Raw genomic sequence first — 17,509 nt, 5'->3', positions numbered from 1 at the left:
ATGAGCCCCAGCATCACCGACCTGGCTGCCGGCCAGGAGATCGGCAGCCGCACCGTCGAGGTCACCCGCACGGACCTGGTCAAGTACGCAGGCGCTTCCGGCGACTTCAACCCCATCCACTGGAACGAGGCCTTCGCCACCGGCGTCGAATTGCCCGGCGTCATCGCCCACGGCATGTTCACCATGGGCTCGGCCGTCCAGCTGGTGACAGACTGGGCCGGCGACCCGGCCGCCGTCGTCGATTTCCAGACCCGCTTTACCAAGCCCGTCCTGGTCACCGACACCACCGGCACCGCCGGGCCCGGGGCCACCATTGAGGTCAGCGGCACCATCGGAAAGCTCGACCACGAGGCGGGCACCGCCCGCGTGGACCTCACCGTCACCGCGGCCGGGCAAAAGGTCCTGATGAAGGCCCAGGCCGTCGTCAAGCTCTCCTAGCGGAACCTCCTTGACCAAAACAGCAGCACCCCACGCCACGGCGGCCAACGTCACCCACTGGCGCAACGCCGTTGTAGTGGCCTACGGCGCCAGCGGGCTGGCCTTCGCGTCCTGGGTATCCCGGCTCCCGGCGATCCGTGATGCCCTGGACCTGACCCCTGGGAACGTAGGCGTCCTGCTGCTCTGCCTGACCCTGGGCTCGTTTGCTTCTGTGTCTGCCTCGGGACTGATCGTGCTCCGGCTGGGCTCCAAGCAGACCATCCGAACCGGCAGCATCATGGTGGGCTTCGGCCTGCTGCTCGCCGGCCTCGGCACCTCCGTGTTCGCCAGTCCCGTGGTCACCGCGGCGGGGCTGGCCGTTATCGGGCTGGGCACCGGAAGCTGGAACACCGCCTCGAACGTGGAGGGCGCGGCGGTGGAACGGGCCGTGGGCCGGCACATCATGCCCCGGCTGCACGGTGCCTTCAGCCTGGGGACCGTGGCGGGTGCGGGCCTGGGGGCTGCCGCTGCCGCGGCGTCCCTTCCGGTGGCCTGGCACCTCGGCGCGGCAGGCCTGGTGGTCGCGGTGTCGGTGGCGACGGCCGCGTCCTGGTTCCGGGCGGACATCACCCCGGTAGCGGGGGAGCGGACCTACAGCCCCGACCATTTCGAGGACCCCACTACCGGGCCTATTCCCCTCATCATCGCCGGTGAAGGGGAGGCCCCACTCGACAACAAACGCAAGATCGCCCAGGCCTGGCGCGACCGAAGGACGCTCCTCCTGGGTGTCCTGGTGCTGGGCCTGGCCCTGGCCGAAGGTGCGGCGGGCGACTGGGTGGCCCTCGCATTGGCGGACGGACACGGGCAAAGCGACGCCGCCGGCGCCGCCGGGTACGGGCTGTTCGTCACGTTCATGACCATCGGCCGGTTCGCCGGAACCCTTGTCCTGGACCGCTACGGCAGGGTCCCGGTGATGCGCTGGTGCGCTGCGCTGGCGGTCCTGGGGCTGGGCCTGTTCGTCTTCGCGCCGGTGCCGTGGCTCGCCTTTATTGGCCTCGCCATCTGGGGGCTGGGTGCCTCGCTGGGGTTCCCCGTGGGCATGTCCGCCGCAGCCGACGACCCCGCCAAAGCCGCCGCCAGGGTCTCCGTGGTCTCCACCATCGGCTACGGCGCGTTCTTGTGTGGACCGCCGCTGCTGGGCCTTCTGGCCGAGCACGTGGGCATCCTGCATTCGCTGCTGGCCGTTATGGTGATGCTGGCCGTCAGCTTCTTCCTTTCGCCGGTGGCCCGGAAGCCCGCAGGGATTGCCTAGTAAGGTGTTCTGGTGACTTCCACCCTGCTTTCTTCCCTGACCACCTCCGCCGTCGGTGGCCCCGCCGGCAAGTACATCGAGGCGCGGACCGAGGCTGAGATCATCGATGCCGTCCGCACCGCGGATGCCGCGGGGGAGCATGTGCTGATCATCGCGGGCGGCTCCAACCTCCTGATTTCCGACGACGGGTACCCCGGGACGGTGGTGAAGATCGCCTCCGAGGGCTTCACGGTCAACGCGGAAGACTCCTGCGGCGGTGTGGCCGTGGTAGTCCAGGCCGGCCACAACTGGGACCAGCTGGTGGATTACGCTGTCCGCCACGCGTGGTCGGGGATCGAAGCGCTTTCCGGGATCCCGGGGTCAACGGGCGCCACGCCGGTGCAGAACGTGGGTGCCTATGGCGCCGACGTCTCGCAGACCATCGCCGCGGTCCGAACCTGGGACCGCGAGCGGAACGCAGTGCAGACCTTCACCAACTCCGAGCTGAAGTTCGGCTACCGGGACTCTATCCTGAAGCAGACCACGGTGAACGGGTCGCCCCGGTACGTGGTGCTGACGGTCGAATTCCAGCTCCCGCTGGGCCGGATGAGCGCCCCCATCCGGTACGCCGAGCTGGCGCGGTCCCTCGGCGTTGAGGCGGGCAAGCGGGCCTACTCGAACGATGTGCGCCGGGAAGTGCTGCGGCTGCGGGCCGCCAAGGGCATGGTCCTCGATCCTGCGGACCGGGACACCTATTCGACGGGGTCGTTCTTCACCAACCCGATTGTGCCGGAGGCGGAGGCGGCGTCGCTGCCCGAGAACGCGCCGCGGTACCCTGCCGGACAGGACGGAATGGTCAAGCTGTCCGCTGCGTGGCTGATTGACCAGGCAGGCTTCGGTAAGGGCTTCGGGCTCGAACCGGACAGCGTGTCCGGGGGACGGGCTTCGCTGTCCACCAAGCACACACTGGCCATCACCAACCGCGGCGGCGCAGGCGCCTCCGACGTGGTGGCCGTGGCACGCGAGGTGCGTGCCGGCGTAGAACGCCGCTTTGGCGTCCGGCTGCACCCCGAGCCGCTGCTTATCGGCCTGGAACTGTAACCTCTTCCTCGGCGGCCACTGCGGTGCCTGCCGGGTCCTGGCGCAGGGATGCCGCCGCACCCATGACGGCCGAGGCCCACCCCGCCAGGACCAGATAGATGCCCATGAAAATCCATACCAGCTGCCCTGGCGCCAGCGGGCTCACTGTCCCGGCCACGATGCACGTGGCCAGGCCGGCGGTGGCGACCGCCAGGGACAGCACCCAGAGCACCCGTCCGGCCATCGGGTGGCGGCGCCAGTCCCTGCGGATCCGCACCCCCTGGCAGCCCGTGCTGAGGCCGGGAAAGAGGACCGCGTAACCTCCGCCCAGGCTCAGGGCCAGTGAGGGAAGAAGGATCCGGGGTTCAGACTGTCCGCTGCCCAGGAACCTGGTGAGGGAGAGGCCTCCCAGTGCCGTTCCGGCCAGGACGCTGAGCGTCCCGCCGATCATCCACATCCTGGTTTTACGCGCAAGCAACAGCCACAAACTCCCCAAAGTCATGGTTCCACCCTAACCGGCGTAGGCGCCAAGGGGTGCGGCACCTAGGATGAAGCAATGTCACCAACCGCCGTGCGGCTGAGCCGTAACGTCATGGGCCGGCTCCGGCTGGTGTCCCAAGGGCTCACAGCTGCCGGGCCTGCACCAGTGGCAGGGCCTGCCGGTGCTGTTCCCGGCTCCGCCGAGGACGTGGTGCGGTGGATGACGGCGATGCAGGCGCAGGACCTGCAGGCGTCGCTGTGGGCCGTAGGCGTACGGCACCCGGGCTTGGGCCTGGGTGATGTCCGGGCCGCCCTTGATGCAGGCTCGATAGTGCGCTCCTGGCCCATGCGCGGAACACTGCACCTGGTGGCGCCCGAGGACCTCGGCTGGATGCTGGACCTCACTGCCGAACGCCTCACCAGGAGCATCGCCGCCAGGCACCGGGAACTGGCCATCAGCTGGGCCGATATCGAGGCGAGCCGGGACGTGGCGCTGGCCCGGATCGCTGCGGGCGGTCCTGTCAGCCGTACAGACCTGTTCAAGGAGTTCGATGCCGCCGGCCAGCCGACAACGGGCCAGCGCGGCATCCACATCCTGGGCACGCTGTGCCGGCACGGATGGCTGGTGCCGGGGCCACTGGCGGGAAACCAGCAGCTGCTGGTCGCATTCGACGAATGGATTCCCGTGCCACGGCGCCTCGAACGGGCGGAAGCGGTGGCGGAGTTCCTGCTGCGCTACATCCGAAGCCACGGGCCGGTAACGGTGCGGGACTTCGCCTGGTGGACGCAGATCCCGCTGACCGAGGCCAGGACCGCGCTCGACGCCGTCCGCAGCCAGGTAGTGGAGGTTGAGTTCGGCGGCGTGGACTACTGGATGTCGCCGGAGACGGCCGCACTGCTGGACGGCGGGGTCCCGGGAGCCAGGTCAGTCCTGCTGCTGCCAGGCTTCGACGAGTTCGTACTCGGCTACCAGGACCGCAGCCTTGTGCTGGCACCGGAGCACTTCAACAGCATCGTTCCCGGCGGCAACGGGGTCTTCAAGAAGACTGTGGTTGCGGCGGGGGAGGTGGTGGGCACCTGGGCGCGGGAAGGCACCGGCCGTGCTGCCGCCGTCGTACCCGAATTCTTCGACGGGATCCGGCCGCCGGGTCCGGCAGCGCACGCAGCCCTGGCCAAAGCCGCCCGCCGGTATGAGGCCTTCCTGGCTGGCTGACGCCACCGGAAATGCAAAAGCGGCCCCGCCCCGCATGACCGGTGCCGGGCAGCAACGGTCATGCGGGTCAGGGCCGCTTGTGAAGCAGCTGGGAGGCTTAGAGGTTGCCGGTGGCGATCTTCAGCATGCGGCGCAGCGGCTCGGCGGCGCCCCAGAGGAGCTGGTCGCCCACGGTGAAGGCGCTGATGTAGTTGGGGCCCATTTCCATCTTGCGGATGCGTCCCACCGGGATGTCCAGTGTGCCGGACGCGGCTACAGGCGTGAGGTCGGCCATGGAGGCTTCCTTGGTGTTGGGAACCACCTTGGCCCACTCGTTGTCCTCGGCCAGCAGCTTTTCAATCTCGGCCACGGAGAGGTCTTCGCGGAGCTTCAGCGTCAGTGCCTGCGAGTGGGAGCGCATGGCGCCGATGCGGACGCAGAGGCCGTCCATGATCACGTGGTTGTCCTCGGCGGTGCCCAGGATCTTGTTGGTCTCGACCCCGGCCTTCCACTCTTCCTTGGACTGGCCGTTGCCCAGGTCCGCATCGATCCAGGGGATCAGGGAGCCGGCCAGCGGGACGCCGAACTGGGTGGCGTCGATGTCACTGCGCTGGTGGGCCAGCACCTTGCGGTCGATCTCGAGGATGGCTGACGCGGGGTCGTCCAGTTCGGTGCTGACCTCCGCGTTCAGCGTGCCGAACTGGCTGAGGAGCTCACGCATGTGCCGGGCGCCGCCGCCGGAGGCAGCCTGGTAGGTCATGGACGTGCCCCATTCGACGAGGCCGTTCTTGAACAGTCCGCCGAGGCCCATGAGCATGCAGGAGACCGTGCAGTTGCCGCCGATGAAGTCCCTGGTGCCATTAACCAGGCCCTTGTCGATCACATCGCGGTTGATGGGGTCCAGCACGATGATCGAATCGTCATTCATGCGCAGCGTGGAGGCGGCGTCGATCCAGAGGCCGTCCCAGCCGCGGGCGCGCAGTTCGCCGTGGACCTGCTTGGTGTAGTCCCCGCCCTGGGCGGTGACAATAATGGGCAGCTTCGCCAGGGTGTCGAGGTCAAACGCGTCCTCGAGCTTGCCGGCGCTCCCTCCTGCTGAACCAGCAAGGGTGGGGGCGGCACCGCCCGCGTTGGACGTGGAGAAAAACACCGGGTTGATGTTGGCGAAGTCGCCCTCGTCCTGCATGCGCTGCATGAGGACAGAGCCCACCATGCCGCGCCATCCGACCAGGCCGACGGAAGGGGTAGCTGCTGTAGTCATTCGTACAGTTTAGACTTCGCAACCGGAAGGGCGCAGTCGGTTACGTCACTGCCGGCAGGCTCCGGCGGAGTACGACGGCGGCCCGGACCCGAAGCGGTTTGCCGCGGCCGGCCACCGCAACAGGTCAGCCCCGGTCGGACTCTTCCAGCATGGCGGTTTTGCGGGCCCGCAGGGCGAAGAATGCGCCAAAGGCGAAGGCCTGCGTCACCACCACCAGCACGATGGCGCCGGCGATCTTGTTGCCGCCCAGGATCATGGTGAGTCCAACGATCGCGGACAGCAGGGCCAGGAGAGGGAGGAGCATGTACCCCAGGACGAACAGGGTTTCGGGTTTTTTCAGCATCGTCCTAGCTTTCGGTCCGTGACCATTTGGTGAATCGGTAGCGTGTGCCGTTGGCGCCGGTCAGCCATCCGTCCGGCGGGAGGGAGGAGCTGGCCTCCCAACTGGCGCCGAGCTCCGGAGCGTACGTATCGCCGTCGGCCTCCACGTCGATGGTGGTGACCACCGCAACGTTGGCGAGCTCCGTCGACTGGCGGAAAATCTCGCCGCCGCCAAGGATCCAGACGGTGTCACCGCCGTCGACGAACTGGGACTCCAGCAGCGCGTCATCCAGCGAGGGGACCACGACGGCGCCCTCCGCCTCGGGCGTGTCGGCCCAGCTTTTCTGCCGGGTGATGACGATGTTGGTCCGCCCGGGCAGGGGGCGGTACTTCTCCGGAAAGGACAGCCAGGTCTTGCGGCCCATGATGACCGGGTGCCCGGTGGTCAGCCGGGTGAAGTGCCTGAGGTCCTCCGGCAGGTGCCAGGGCATGTCCCCGTCCTTGCCGATGACGCCGTTCTGTGTCTGGGCCCAGACCAGGCCAACGCCTGTGATGGAGGCGGCAAGTTCCTCGGTGAAGGACTGGGGATCGGTGGAGTTCCCGGTGCTCATACGGCAATCGGCGCCTTAATGGCTGGGTGGTGCTTGTAACCGACCACCTCGAAGTCTTCCAGGGTGTAGTCGAAGATCGAGGCGGGCTTCCTGTTGATCAACAGCTGCGGGTACCCGTACGGCTCCCGTTCGAGCTGCTTGAGGACCTGGTCCATGTGGTTCTCGTAGATGTGGACGTCGCCACCGGTCCACACGAATTCGCCGGGCTCGAGGCCCACCTGCTGCGCCAGCATGTACGTGAGCAGGGCGTAGGAGGCGATGTTGAACGGGACGCCCAGGAACATGTCCGCCGAGCGCTGGTACAGCTGGCAGGAAAGCTTGCCGTCGGCAACATAGAACTGGAAGAACGCGTGGCAGGGCGGCAGCGCCATGTCGTTGAGCTCGGAGACGTTCCAGGCCGAGACGATGTGGCGGCGGGAGTCCGGGTTGGCCTTGAGGTTCTCCACGAGCTCAGCGATCTGGTCGATGTGGCCGCCGTCCGGGGTGGGCCAGCTGCGCCACTGAACGCCGTACACCGGGCCAAGGTCGCCGTCCTCGTCTGCCCATTCGTTCCAGATGGTGACGCCCTGGTCCTGCATCCACTTCACGTTGGTTTCACCGCGCAGGAACCACAACAGTTCCACTGCCACGGACTTGAAGTGGACCCGCTTGGTGGTGATGAGCGGGAAGCCTTCGGCCAGGTCGAAGCGGATCTGGCGGCCGAAAACGCTGGTGGTTCCGGTGCCCGTACGGTCGGATTTGTGCGTGCCATGGGCCAGGACGTCGCGCAGAAGGTCTTCATAAGGCGTGGGGATGCTCACCGTCCCAGTCTACCGGGGCGGAGCCGGCGGAACGGAGACCGCGCGGGTGGCGCGGACCACCAGCCACAGGAACGCCACCACGCCGGTACCAATCAGCAGCGGCGAAAAAACGGCAAGGACTGACTTGCCGGCGAACCTGTCCGGGATGCCCGCCCCGTTCCAATGCACAGGGACTGGATCCGGCATTTCCGCGTACAGGTAAGCCCCGAGGACTGCAGTGGCCGCCAGGAGCAGCAGGGACGGCACAAACCCGGTCCGCCGGGAGGGAGGGCGCGGATCAGCGTCCATCGGTCCGCTCCCTTCCGAGCCTTCCGCGCACCAGGTCCAGCAGCAGCCCGTCGCTGAGTCCCGCCTTCCTGCCGGCCTCCACACAGCGTTCGACGGCGGCGGTCACCTCCGGCGGTACTGTACCCGGGCGGCCGTACCCGGCACCGTCCGGAACGGAGGCGATGAAGGTGCCGCCCCGGCGTCGTGATTCAACAACCCCGGCCGCCTCCAACTCCTTGTACGCCCTGGCCACTGTGCCGGCAGCGATGCCCAAATCCGCGGCCAGGCTGCGGACGGTGGGCAGCCTGCTTCCAGCCGGCAGTGCCCCAACCGCAACCAGGGAGCTGATCTGTGACCGGATTTGCTCATAGGGCGGGGTGGCGGACCGCAGGTCCACGGTGATTCCGGCGCTCACGGCACCGATTCGGGTGAAGGCGCTGCCTTGGCGGCAGGCTTGGCGGTGATTCCGCGGACCGGGATCACCGCAATGACCACGCCGGCAGCAGCCAGGATCACTCCGGCTCCCGGTGCTACCTGCCACAGGACTGAAGTGGCGTCGGCGCCCGGCGGGGAAAAGCGCTGGAGCGCCGGTGCTGCGCTCATGAGCAGCGCCCCGGCCTGGGCGGCGAAGAGGGCAGCCAAAGTGCGGGCCACCCTGTGCAGCGTGATGGCACGAAGGGCGGCGTCCAGCCCGGGAACCGCCCCGGGGATACTGCGGCGGCGCCGTGCCACGGCAACGGGCGCGGCGGCGGTTCCGATGGCGGCCACGGTGGTCCATGCCGTTGCCGGCCACGACGACGGTACGCCCGTGGCCGCCTGCCGCATTGCAATGAAGACCAGGACGCCGAGCAGGACGGCCATGGCAGCAACTACCGTGGTGAAAAGTGCGGGGGAGACCATCTGGCGGGGCCAGCGACGGGGCTCGCTGTCCGTGCCGTAGTTGCGGTGTAGGAGGACCTCGCCGCCGGCCACTACACCCAGGACAGCGATGGCCGCGAGTGCCACGAAGATGGCAGGATGGCCGGTGAGGACGCCAGGCATTACCGCCGCTGCCACCAGTGGAAGCAGCGCGGCCAAGCCCATGGCCGGACCGATCGAAACCACCAGTTTCGTAGCCGGTTGTGGGTCAAGGATCTGTCCGGCCCGGCTTGCCGTCAATCCGTGGGACAGCTTGGGCGGCGCCCACCACCACATGGCCAGCAGGACCACGAGGTTCAGGGCTGCGGCCGGGCTGGCCCACGTGCCGTTGCTTTCGGCGGGGTCCGGCAAGGCAGTGTGGTTGCCGGCGATTGCGGCCAGGCCGGAGGCCACCGTGGCCACGGTACGGAGGAGCCGGTTCATCGCGATGGTGCGCAGCAGGCCGTTGTCCTCGGACGTGAGCGATTCCAGCCGCCGCCGGCGGGCGATCAGTGCCAGGACGGCGAAGGTTCCGGCTGCCAGGACCGCCAGTGCTGCACCCAGAGGAGCGGCAAGGTCGATGCCGGGAACCCGGCCGTCGCCGCCGTAATACGTGCTGCCGCCGGACGGTTCGGGCCGCGGGACATAGGCAACGGGATCAAAACCCGGCAGGCTCGCCGTCCACGCGATCTGCCCGGCTGCCGTAACGAAGATGGCCAGCACGGTCCAAGCGAGTTTCCGCGGAAGGAAATCGCGGATCCGCCGGACGTCGAGGCTCGCCCGCCGGCGGGGAAGCCGTGGACCGGGATAGCTGAGCTGGCCGATGGCGTGCACCGCAAGGCAGCCTAGGACGGGCCACGCCAGGACAGGGAGGAGTTCGACGGCGGACGGCGCCTGGTACAGGCCGGAAACAGGGATCAGGCCCGCCTTCGCCGCCGGCTGGAGCGAACTCACCAGCCAGCCGATCACACCGATCCAGAGTGCGTGCTTGGCCGCGGTGTCCGCTGACCCGGGATTCCCCGGTTGCCAGATCACCCACCGGAGCAGCAGGTAGACACCTGCGGCCAGCAGGAACGGAAACAGGATCACCGTCGGCTGCATTGTATTGAACGCTAAGGCGTCGAGGCCTGGCACATCTTCCCCCAAATTCGTGCGGCTTTGTATCAAGTATTTGATACAAAGCGGCGCGGGGTCAACCGGATGGGCCAGCCAGTACCGTCAGTCGTCGAAGGGTTTGAACCGCTCCACCGCTACAACGCTGTTCCCCTTGGCGCAGGCCACGTGGCATACCACCAGCTCTCCGGGAGACAGATATGGGTCCGCGGAGGGGAGCAGGCTGCCCAGCCGCGCCGGCATGTGCTTGGCCAGTTGGGCGAGGACGGTGGGCAGGGCCGGGCGGTGCGTGCAGACTGCAACTGGCCGCTGCTTGTCGAAAAGTGACTCGATGATGCCGGCCGTCTTTTTGGGGCTGCGCTCGTGCCGGTGTTCCGTCAGTGCCTCCGCCATCTTGACCTTCGCACCGCTGGCCTTCGCGTAGGGAGCCACAGTGGCGACGCAGCGCAGCCACGGGCTGGTGACCACCCGCGGCGGCTTCCAGGCCTGCAGCAACCTGCCGACGGCCTGCGCCTGCCGGATACCCGTGGCGGCCAGCGGCCGCTCACCTTCGGCCTTGGTCCAGGACGAACGCGGCTTTGCCTTGGCATGGCGGACAACCAACAGCGGCCAGGTGTCCAGCGCGCCGCGGGCATGCGCCTCGCGAAGGTGCTGCAGCGGCGCCGTATCCGAAGGGTTGGAGAGCAGCGCAGCCGCCTTGTCCGGGCTGCACCACATGACGGAGTCCACTTCCTTGCCATCCGGTACGAGGCGTGCGCCATTGACCTTCACGGCCCAGTAATAGACCACCTTCAGCCCCGAGGACACGTGGTAATGGATGGGCGGCAAGGGAATGCCCAGGGAGGCATCAAGCCCAATTTCCTCCCGCACTTCCCGGACCGCGCACTCCGGTACCGTCTCGCCGTCGTCGATCTTGCCTTTTGGCCAGGACCAGTCGTCATAGCGGGGGCGGTGGATCAGGAGGACTTCAAGTCCATCCCGGGTGGCCCGCCAAGGGATCGCTCCGGCAGCGGTGACCGCTACTGGTTCCCCGGGATGGTCTGTCTGGTCTTCTACGAGTGCATCGCTCGACAACGCCGGAGCCCTAACGCCGGCTCAGGCTGCGCTGCCGGGGGCGCGAGGCGAGCAGCCAGGACTGGACGTCCTCCAGCGGCTTGCCGTCCTCCCCGAGGTGGTGGCGGATCCAATGGCCGTCGTTATCCAGGTGCCAGCTGGACGTTTCCGGTGCCATGTAGCGCTGCAGCAGGTCGAGGACGTAGGTGACGTCATCGGGGCTGGCAAGCTGCACCAGGGCCTCCACCCTGCGGTCGAGGTTGCGGTGCATCATGTCGGCCGAGCCGATATACACCACGGGTTCCCCGCCGTTGGCGAAGGCAAACACGCGGGAGTGCTCCAGGAACCGGCCCAGGATGGACCGGACCGTGATGTTCTCGCTCAGGCCCGGCACGCCGGGGCGCAGCGAGCAGATTCCGCGAACCACCACGTCCACCTTCACGCCAGCCTGGGACGCGCGGTAGAGGGAGTCGATGATGGCTTCGTCCACCATGGAGTTGACCTTGATCTGCACGCGGCCCGGCTTGCCGGCCCGGGCGTTGCGGATCTCGGTTTCAATCCTGTCGATCAGCCCGGAGCGCACGGAACGGGGAGCCACCAGCAGCCGCTTGAACGTGGACTTGGGAGCGTAGCCCGACAGCTGGTTGAACAGCTTGGACAGGTCCTGGCCCACCTGCTCGTTGGACGTCAGGAGGCCGAGGTCCTCGTAGTACCGCGCGGTGCGGGGGTGGTAGTTGCCGGTGCCGATGTGGCAGTAGCGGCGGAGGCCATCCACTTCCTGGCGGACCACCAGGGACAGCTTGCAGTGCGTTTTCAGGCCCACGATGCCGTACACCACGTGCACGCCGGCCTGTTCCAGCTTGCGGGCCCAGGAGATGTTGGCCTGCTCATCGAACCGGGCCTTGATTTCGACCAGGGCCAGGACCTGTTTGCCGGCCTCCGCGGCGTCGATGAGCGCATCGACGATCGGGGAGTCGCCGGACGTGCGGTACAGCGTCTGCTTTATGGCCTGGACCTTGGGATCCGCCGCGGCCTGCTCCAGGAAAGCCTGAACGGAAGTGGAGAACGAATCGTACGGGTGGTGGAGCAGGATGTCGCGGCGGCGCATGGCGGCAAAGACGTTGGCGGCCTTGGACGTCTCGGACTCGTTCAGGTACCGGGAGGTGTGCGGAACGTGCTTGGGGTAGTGCAGGTCGGCGCGGTCTATGCCGGCAATAACGGCGAGGCCGCGGAGGTCCAGCGGGGCGGGTACCGAGTAGACCTCTGATTCCTCCACGCCGAGTTCGCGGATCAGCAGCGCCCGGATGTTGGGGTTGATGTCGTTGGTCAGTTCCAGCCGGACCGGTGGGCCGAACCGGCGGCGCAGCAGTTCCTTCTCCAGGGCCTGGAGGAGGTTCTCGGCGTCGTCCTCCTCCACCTCCACGTCCTCGTTGCGGGTGACGCGGAAGGTGTGGTGCTCCAGGACTTCCATGCCGGGGAAGAGCTTGTCCAAATGGACCGCGATGACGTCTTCGAGGGCGATGAAACGTGCCACGCGTCCGGCCACGGCGCCTGCACGCGGGCCGTCGATGGAGATCAGCCGGGGGAGCTGGTCCGGCACCTTGACGCGGGCGAACAATTCCTTGTCGCTTACCGGGTTCCGGACCACCACGGCCAGGTTGAGGGACAGCCCGGAGATGTAGGGGAAGGGGTGCGCCGGGTCCACCGCGAGGGGTGTAAGGATGGGGAACACCTTCTCGGCGAACATGACGCTCAGCTGCTGCTGGGCGGCGTCGTCGAGTTCGTCCCAGTGCATGAGGTGGATGTGCTCATACGCCAGGGCCGGCCGGATCTGTTCGGCGTATACCTGGGCGTGCCGCTGCTGGAGCCGGTGGGCTTCGGCGCTGATCTGTTCCAGCACTTCCACCGGGCTCAGGCCGGCCGGGGAAGGGACAGCCAGTCCAGTGGCGATACGGCGCTTCAGGCCTGCCACCCGGACCATGAAGAACTCATCGAGGTTCGAGGCGAAGATGGAGAGGAAGTTGACCCGTTCCAGCAGGTGCAGGGTGGGGTCCTCAGCCAGTTCCAGCACCCGGGAGTTAAAGCTGAGCCAGCTCAGCTCACGGTCCAGGAAACGGTCCGGGCTGATGTCCCCCTCCGGCTCGAGGTTTGGTGCGAACTCCGGGATGTCGATGCGGTCCTGCGTGGCCCGGGAGGCCGGAACCTCCGAGGAGCCGAAGCGGGCACGGACCGGGGGCGCAGCATCCTGGGACGTGGCTGTTCCGGACGGTTCCGGGTTCATGGGATCTCCTTTTACCTGGCGCTTGATGCTGGCGCTTCGGGCCTGCGCGGTTCTGTTTCAACCTTACAAGCATTCACCGCGGTGGAGCCCCTGAATTCAGCGCCCCGCCCGGTGAATCAGCCGATTGGACTAACCTTCCTTGACCGGCCCGTACATGACGTCCATGTCCCAGCGGGTGAACCCCAGCCTGCGGTACAGCGAGACGGCGGGTGTGTTGTCCGCGTCGGTGTACAGCATCACTGCGTGCAGGCCGAGGTCCTGCAGGTACTTGATGCCGGCCAGGGTCAGGGCTTTCCCCAGGCCGGAGCCCTGAGCTTCAGGCGCCACACCCACTACGTAGACTTCGCCGATGGCAGGGTGTGAGCCGTGGCGGGGATGGACCTTCGTCCAGTGGAAGCCCACAACGCGGCCCCCGTTGTCCACTGCGAGGAGGAACCCTGCGGGGTCGAACCAGTCTTCCTCCATGCGTGCCGCCAGGTCCGCCCGGGTGAGGGTGCCCTGTTCCGGGTGGTGCGAGAAGGCCGCACGGTTGACGGCCAGCCACGCGTCCTCGTCCTGGCCCGGGATGAACTGACGCAGCGACACGCCATCCGGAAGCACTGCCTCGGGAAGGTCCGCCTCCGCCGTCGTCATCCGCATCTTCCACAATTCCCGGACCGGCGCATAGCCGTACCGTGCGGCGAGGTCTGCGGCGGCCTCGTGGTTGCCGTGGGACCAGGCCTTCAGCCCGTCGAACCCCCGGCGTTCCTGCAGTGCCCGCACCAGGCGGTCGGCCACTCCCTGGTTCCGGTAGGAAGGGTGCACCGCAATTTCCAGCACGCCGCTGTGGTCCGGTTCCTCCACCACGACGGCGAATCCTGCCAGGTCCTGGCCCGTGGCAGGATCCGAGTCCTCGTCGGGGGCATACAGCGCCAGGGTCAGCAGCGAATGGTCCGCAGAATCGCCGGCGCGCATGGTCACCAGTGTCTGCTCGGAGATCGAGGGGTTGCCGTCGGACTCTTCGGCCGCAACCAGGAGGTCGCGGCAGTCCTTCAGAAGTTGCCGGTCAACCCCGCCTTGGACAACATGGACGGGCCATTTCTCGGGGTGCGCTGGAGTCATGAAGCTAGGCTACGGGATCAGGGCCGGCGGCTCAGGCTTCGGTCAGTTCGTCTTCCTGCTGCCGCACCAGGGTCAGCCGGTAGCCGACGTTCCGCACGGTGCTGATGAGGTTCTCGTGGTCGGCGCCCAGCTTGGCGCGCAGGCGCCGGACGTGGACGTCAACGGTGCGGGTGCCGCCGTAGTAGTCGTAGCCCCACACCTCGGTCAGCAGCTGCTGCCGGGTGAAGACGCGCCCCGGGTGCTGGGCCAGGTATTTGAGGAGCTCGAATTCCTTGAACGTCAGGTTCAGGGGTGCGCCGTTGACCCTGGCGGTGTAGCTGGCTTCGTCGATGACGACGCCGGCGGCGCGGATTTCGCTGGGAGCATCGTCCCGCTCCGGTACGGCGCGGGCCACCGAGAGCCTGATGCGAGCTTCAACCTCAGCGGGGCCGGCGGAATCCAGGACGATGTCGTCAACTGCCCAAGCCGACGAAACAGCGGCCATGCCGCCTTCAGTCAGGATCAGGACCAGCGGTGCGCTGAGGCCGGTGGCCTTCAGGAGCTGGGTGAGGGAACGGGCGCCCACAAGGTCTTTGCGCGCATCCAGCAGGACGATGTCGCAAGGGTCCGTTTCGAGCAGGGCAGTGGGCTCCGCAGGGAGGATGTGCACGCGGTGGTTCAGCAGTTCCAGGGCAGGCAGGATGTCTACCGACGAGCCGGTGCTGTTCGTTAAGAGCAGGATGTGCGACATTGTTCCTCCATGGGCTGTCCGCGCATCATCGGGCGACTGAGCTGATGCTTGAGTATACCCGGCAGGACCTCCCGAACCAGAGATTCCAGCACCCCACCAGTCCGTTTTGCGACATATGCCGTTCATATAGGGCAGGATTGGGCGGGGGCGGACGTGCCCTTCGAAGGGGCGGTTCCACGCCTAGTGCCAATGCCAGGACGGGATGACAGCGCAGTGAGTGCAGTAACGATTCACAGGCCGGGTTCCATATGACGGCGGACCTGCAGGCGCCTGCGCGCTCTCTCGGTTCCTGGGCCATCGGTGTCGTCGGCATCGCCGGCCTGGCCGCCATCATCGCCGGCGTTTACGTCTCCCGTGAAGCCCTGGCGGCAGTGGCCGTATTGATTGCCTTCGCGGTGGGGATCGGCTGGCCGCATTTCCTCCGGATTCCGGCCAAGAAGACCCTCGCAGCCGTCATCGCCCTGCCCGGTGCCGGGTCCGCCCTGGCCGCCTTGTGGGCGCCTGCTCCGGGCTACTTGGACTGGACCCCCGGTTTCGTGGCGGTGGGCATGATGGCCGTCTTCGTAGTGCAGCTCATCCGCGGTACGGGCCAGGCGCAGCGGCTGGAGTCCACTCTGGGCTGCTGCGTGGGCGTGCTGCTGTCCTGCCTGGGTGCGGGGTGGGTTGCCGGCGCCCGGTTCAACGGCGTCCGCGAGATGCTGCTGGTGGCCGCGATCAGCGCAGCAGTGGCCCTGCTTGCCGGGCTGATCCGCTGGCCCGATAACGTCATCGCCCCTCTGTGCATCGTCCTGGCCGGTCTGGCGGGCCCGCTTGCCGGGCTGGTCCTCTCAGACATCGCCGTCCTGCCGGCTGCCATCTTCGGTGTGGTGGTGGGAGCGGTCCTTGCCAGCTTCCGGCGCCTGGTCACCCTGCGCGGTGCGCCGCTGAACCTTGCGGCGGCCCTTGGCATGGGTCTTGCGCCGGTCTCGGCCGTCGGCTCGCTGGCCTACTTCATAGACAAACTACTCATCTTCTGACGGGTTAGGATGGCATCATGTCCGTACTTGCATTTGAAATTTTCTTCCTTGTCCTGCTCGGCATCGCGAGCCTGTCCATGGCCTGGTTCGCCGGCTTTGTGGTCTACCGCCTCTTCAAGGGCCAGAAGTAGACCAGCCTTCCGATCCCGCAGTTTCTCGAGGTAAATGCCGTGCCCATTGAGATTCCCACAGATCTGACTCCGGAACTTGTTCCCCTTTCCTGGCTCATTGGTGAGTGGGAAGGCCGTGGCCGCCTTGGCACCGGGGATGAGGATTCCGAGCATTTCCTGCAGCATGTCTCTTTCACCCATAACGGCCTGCCATACCTTCAGTACCGGGCGGAGAGCTGGCTGACGGACGACGACGGCACGCGCCTGCGGCCCCTCACGGTTGAGACCGGTTTCTGGGCGCTGGAGCGCAAGCAGCTTGATGCCGACGGCGGCCCCGGCCTGGTGCCCGCGGACATCGTTCCTGCGCTCAAGAGCGCCGACGAGGTGGAAGCCCTGCGCAACAGCGAGGGCGGATTCGATATTTCGGTGTCCATCTCCCACCCCGGCGGCATCTCGGAGCTGTACTACGGCCAGATCAAGGGCCCGCAGATCCAGCTCACCACCGACATGGTGATGCGCGGCAGCCACTCCAAGGACTACAGCGCCGCCACCCGCATCTTCGGGCTGGTGGACGGCAACCTGTTGTGGCGGTGGGACGTCGCAACTGGAGGGGATGCGGGCAAAGGCCTTGAAGCCCACGCCTCGGCGTTCCTGGCACGGGTTTCATAACGAGAAGGTCCACCAGCAGGGAGCGGCGCCGTGGCACATGAAGGTACACGCGGGAACTACAGCGATCTCAAGGCTGTCTTCTTTAACGGCACCCTCAAGAAGTCGCCGCAGACCTCCAATACTGACGGCCTGATCAACATCAGCCGCGGCATCATGGAAAAACAGGGTGTCAGCACCACGGTGATCCGCACGGTGGACCACGACATCGCCAGCGGGGTCTACCCGGACATGACCCAGTACGGCTGGGCCACCGACGAATGGCCGGAGCTCTACCCCGCCGTCCAGGATGCCGACATCGTGGTGGTGGCCGGCCCCATCTGGCTGGGCGACAACTCATCGCAGACCAAGAAGCTGATTGAACGCCTCTACGCCCATTCCGGTGAGCTCAACAGCAAGGGCCAGTGGGCGTTCTATCCCAAAGTGGGCGGTTGCCTGATCACGGGCAACGAGGATGGCATCAAGCACTGTGCCATGAATGTCCTCTACAGCCTGCAGCACATCGGTTTCAGCATTCCGCCGCAGGCCGACGCCGGGTGGATCGGGCCCGTGGGCCCCGGCCCCAGCTACCTTGACGAAGGCTCGGGTGGACCGGAAAGCGACTTCACCAATCGGAACACCACCTTCATGACGTGGAACCTCCTGCACCTGGCCCGGACCCTCAAGGACGCCGGCGGGTACCCTGCGTACGGCAACCTGCCCAAGGAATGGACCGCCGGGACCCGGTTCGACTTCGAAAACCCCGAGTATCGGTAAACACTTAACCGCTTCGCAATCCCCGCAGTCCAGGCCACGGATCAGACGCGCCGGCCCGGGGTTCCA

Annotated in this window: 19 protein-coding genes; 7 read left to right on the top strand and 12 right to left on the bottom strand. The window is 67.0% G+C overall.

What is annotated here, in order from left to right:
* The 3 genes from ACP3TD_RS14800 to ACP3TD_RS14790 are packed head-to-tail and all read left to right on the top strand — an operon-like array spanning position 1 to position 2,809.
* The gene (locus ACP3TD_RS14800) at positions 1-438 is read left to right on the top strand and encodes a MaoC family dehydratase (RefSeq protein ID WP_426763766.1); all 438 of its coding nucleotides are present in this window, start codon (positions 1-3) and stop codon (positions 436-438) included.
* A 10-nt stretch (positions 439-448) separates the two neighbouring features.
* Complete coding sequence (locus ACP3TD_RS14795) at positions 449-1,729, top strand: MFS transporter (RefSeq protein ID WP_426763765.1); 1,281 nt, start codon at positions 449-451, stop codon at positions 1,727-1,729.
* A gap of 12 nt (positions 1,730-1,741) precedes the next feature.
* Positions 1,742-2,809 (top strand): UDP-N-acetylmuramate dehydrogenase, encoded by a 1,068-nt coding sequence (locus ACP3TD_RS14790; protein WP_426763764.1) that lies wholly within the window; start codon positions 1,742-1,744, stop codon positions 2,807-2,809.
* Here the strand turns inward: ACP3TD_RS14790 and ACP3TD_RS14785 are convergent.
* A complete protein-coding gene (locus ACP3TD_RS14785; RefSeq protein WP_426763763.1) occupies positions 2,790-3,290 on the bottom strand; it encodes a hypothetical protein in 501 nt (166 codons plus the stop codon). The genes ACP3TD_RS14790 and ACP3TD_RS14785 overlap by 20 nt on opposite strands.
* Before the next feature lie 54 nt (positions 3,291-3,344).
* On the opposite strand from ACP3TD_RS14785, the gene ACP3TD_RS14780 reads away from it, so the two are divergent.
* Positions 3,345-4,481, top strand: a complete 1,137-nt coding sequence (locus ACP3TD_RS14780; protein WP_426763762.1) for a winged helix DNA-binding domain-containing protein — start codon at positions 3,345-3,347, stop codon at positions 4,479-4,481.
* Positions 4,482-4,578: 97 nt separating this feature from the next.
* Here ACP3TD_RS14780 and asd read toward each other — a convergent pair whose 3' ends face one another.
* The 11 genes from asd to ACP3TD_RS14725 all read right to left on the bottom strand — a co-directional run bounded on the left by asd (position 4,579) and on the right by ACP3TD_RS14725 (position 14,895).
* Positions 4,579-5,721, bottom strand: coding sequence for an aspartate-semialdehyde dehydrogenase (gene asd, locus ACP3TD_RS14775; RefSeq protein ID WP_426763761.1), 1,143 nt, complete (start codon positions 5,719-5,721; stop codon positions 4,579-4,581).
* 124 nt (positions 5,722-5,845) lie between these two features.
* Entirely contained in the window at positions 5,846-6,064 is a 219-nt protein-coding gene (locus ACP3TD_RS14770) for an NF038396 family protein (protein WP_091722056.1), read from the bottom strand.
* Positions 6,065-6,068: 4 nt separating this feature from the next.
* Positions 6,069-6,653 carry a dihydrofolate reductase gene (locus tag ACP3TD_RS14765; protein ID WP_426763760.1) on the bottom strand — a complete coding sequence of 195 codons (585 nt, stop codon included), beginning with the start codon at positions 6,651-6,653 and terminating at the stop codon, positions 6,069-6,071.
* Complete coding sequence (locus ACP3TD_RS14760) at positions 6,650-7,453, bottom strand: thymidylate synthase (RefSeq protein WP_426763759.1); 804 nt, start codon at positions 7,451-7,453, stop codon at positions 6,650-6,652. The genes ACP3TD_RS14765 and ACP3TD_RS14760 overlap by 4 nt, the downstream gene beginning before the upstream one ends.
* Before the next feature lie 9 nt (positions 7,454-7,462).
* Positions 7,463-7,741, bottom strand: a complete 279-nt coding sequence (locus ACP3TD_RS14755; protein ID WP_426763758.1) for a DUF1648 domain-containing protein — start codon at positions 7,739-7,741, stop codon at positions 7,463-7,465.
* Positions 7,731-8,135, bottom strand: a complete 405-nt coding sequence (locus ACP3TD_RS14750; RefSeq protein WP_426763757.1) for a GntR family transcriptional regulator — start codon at positions 8,133-8,135, stop codon at positions 7,731-7,733. Before ACP3TD_RS14750 ends, ACP3TD_RS14755 begins: the two co-directional genes overlap by 11 nt.
* Positions 8,132-9,706, bottom strand: a complete 1,575-nt coding sequence (locus tag ACP3TD_RS14745) for a hypothetical protein (protein ID WP_426763756.1) — start codon at positions 9,704-9,706, stop codon at positions 8,132-8,134. Before ACP3TD_RS14745 ends, ACP3TD_RS14750 begins: the two co-directional genes overlap by 4 nt.
* 129 nt (positions 9,707-9,835) lie before the next feature.
* The gene (locus ACP3TD_RS14740) at positions 9,836-10,804 is read right to left on the bottom strand and encodes an NUDIX hydrolase (RefSeq protein WP_426763755.1); all 969 of its coding nucleotides are present in this window, start codon (positions 10,802-10,804) and stop codon (positions 9,836-9,838) included.
* A gap of 10 nt (positions 10,805-10,814) precedes the next feature.
* Positions 10,815-13,064, bottom strand: a complete 2,250-nt coding sequence (locus ACP3TD_RS14735; protein WP_426763754.1) for an RNA degradosome polyphosphate kinase — start codon at positions 13,062-13,064, stop codon at positions 10,815-10,817.
* A gap of 129 nt (positions 13,065-13,193) precedes the next feature.
* Positions 13,194-14,165, bottom strand: coding sequence for a mycothiol synthase (gene mshD / locus ACP3TD_RS14730; protein WP_426763753.1), 972 nt, complete (start codon positions 14,163-14,165; stop codon positions 13,194-13,196).
* 31 nt (positions 14,166-14,196) lie between these two features.
* Positions 14,197-14,895, bottom strand: coding sequence for a winged helix-turn-helix transcriptional regulator (locus ACP3TD_RS14725; RefSeq protein ID WP_426763752.1), 699 nt, complete (start codon positions 14,893-14,895; stop codon positions 14,197-14,199).
* Positions 14,896-15,143: 248 nt separating this feature from the next.
* On the opposite strand from ACP3TD_RS14725, the gene ACP3TD_RS14720 reads away from it, so the two are divergent.
* The 3 genes from ACP3TD_RS14720 to ACP3TD_RS14710 all read left to right on the top strand — a co-directional run bounded on the left by ACP3TD_RS14720 (position 15,144) and on the right by ACP3TD_RS14710 (position 17,443).
* Positions 15,144-15,911, top strand: a complete 768-nt coding sequence (locus ACP3TD_RS14720; RefSeq protein WP_426763751.1) for a permease — start codon at positions 15,144-15,146, stop codon at positions 15,909-15,911.
* Positions 15,912-16,081: 170 nt separating this feature from the next.
* A complete protein-coding gene (locus ACP3TD_RS14715) occupies positions 16,082-16,690 on the top strand; it encodes an FABP family protein (protein ID WP_377203060.1) in 609 nt (202 codons plus the stop codon).
* Positions 16,691-16,720: 30 nt separating this feature from the next.
* Complete coding sequence (locus tag ACP3TD_RS14710) at positions 16,721-17,443, top strand: flavodoxin family protein (protein WP_426763750.1); 723 nt, start codon at positions 16,721-16,723, stop codon at positions 17,441-17,443.
* Positions 17,444-17,509 lie beyond the last annotated feature (66 nt).

Source organism: Pseudarthrobacter sp. 1G09 (genome assembly GCF_050038305.1).
Taxonomy (GTDB): domain Bacteria; phylum Actinomycetota; class Actinomycetes; order Actinomycetales; family Micrococcaceae; genus Arthrobacter; species Arthrobacter equi.
The sequence above is the reverse complement of the archived record's forward strand: the minus strand, read 5'-3'. Positions and strand labels throughout refer to the sequence as shown.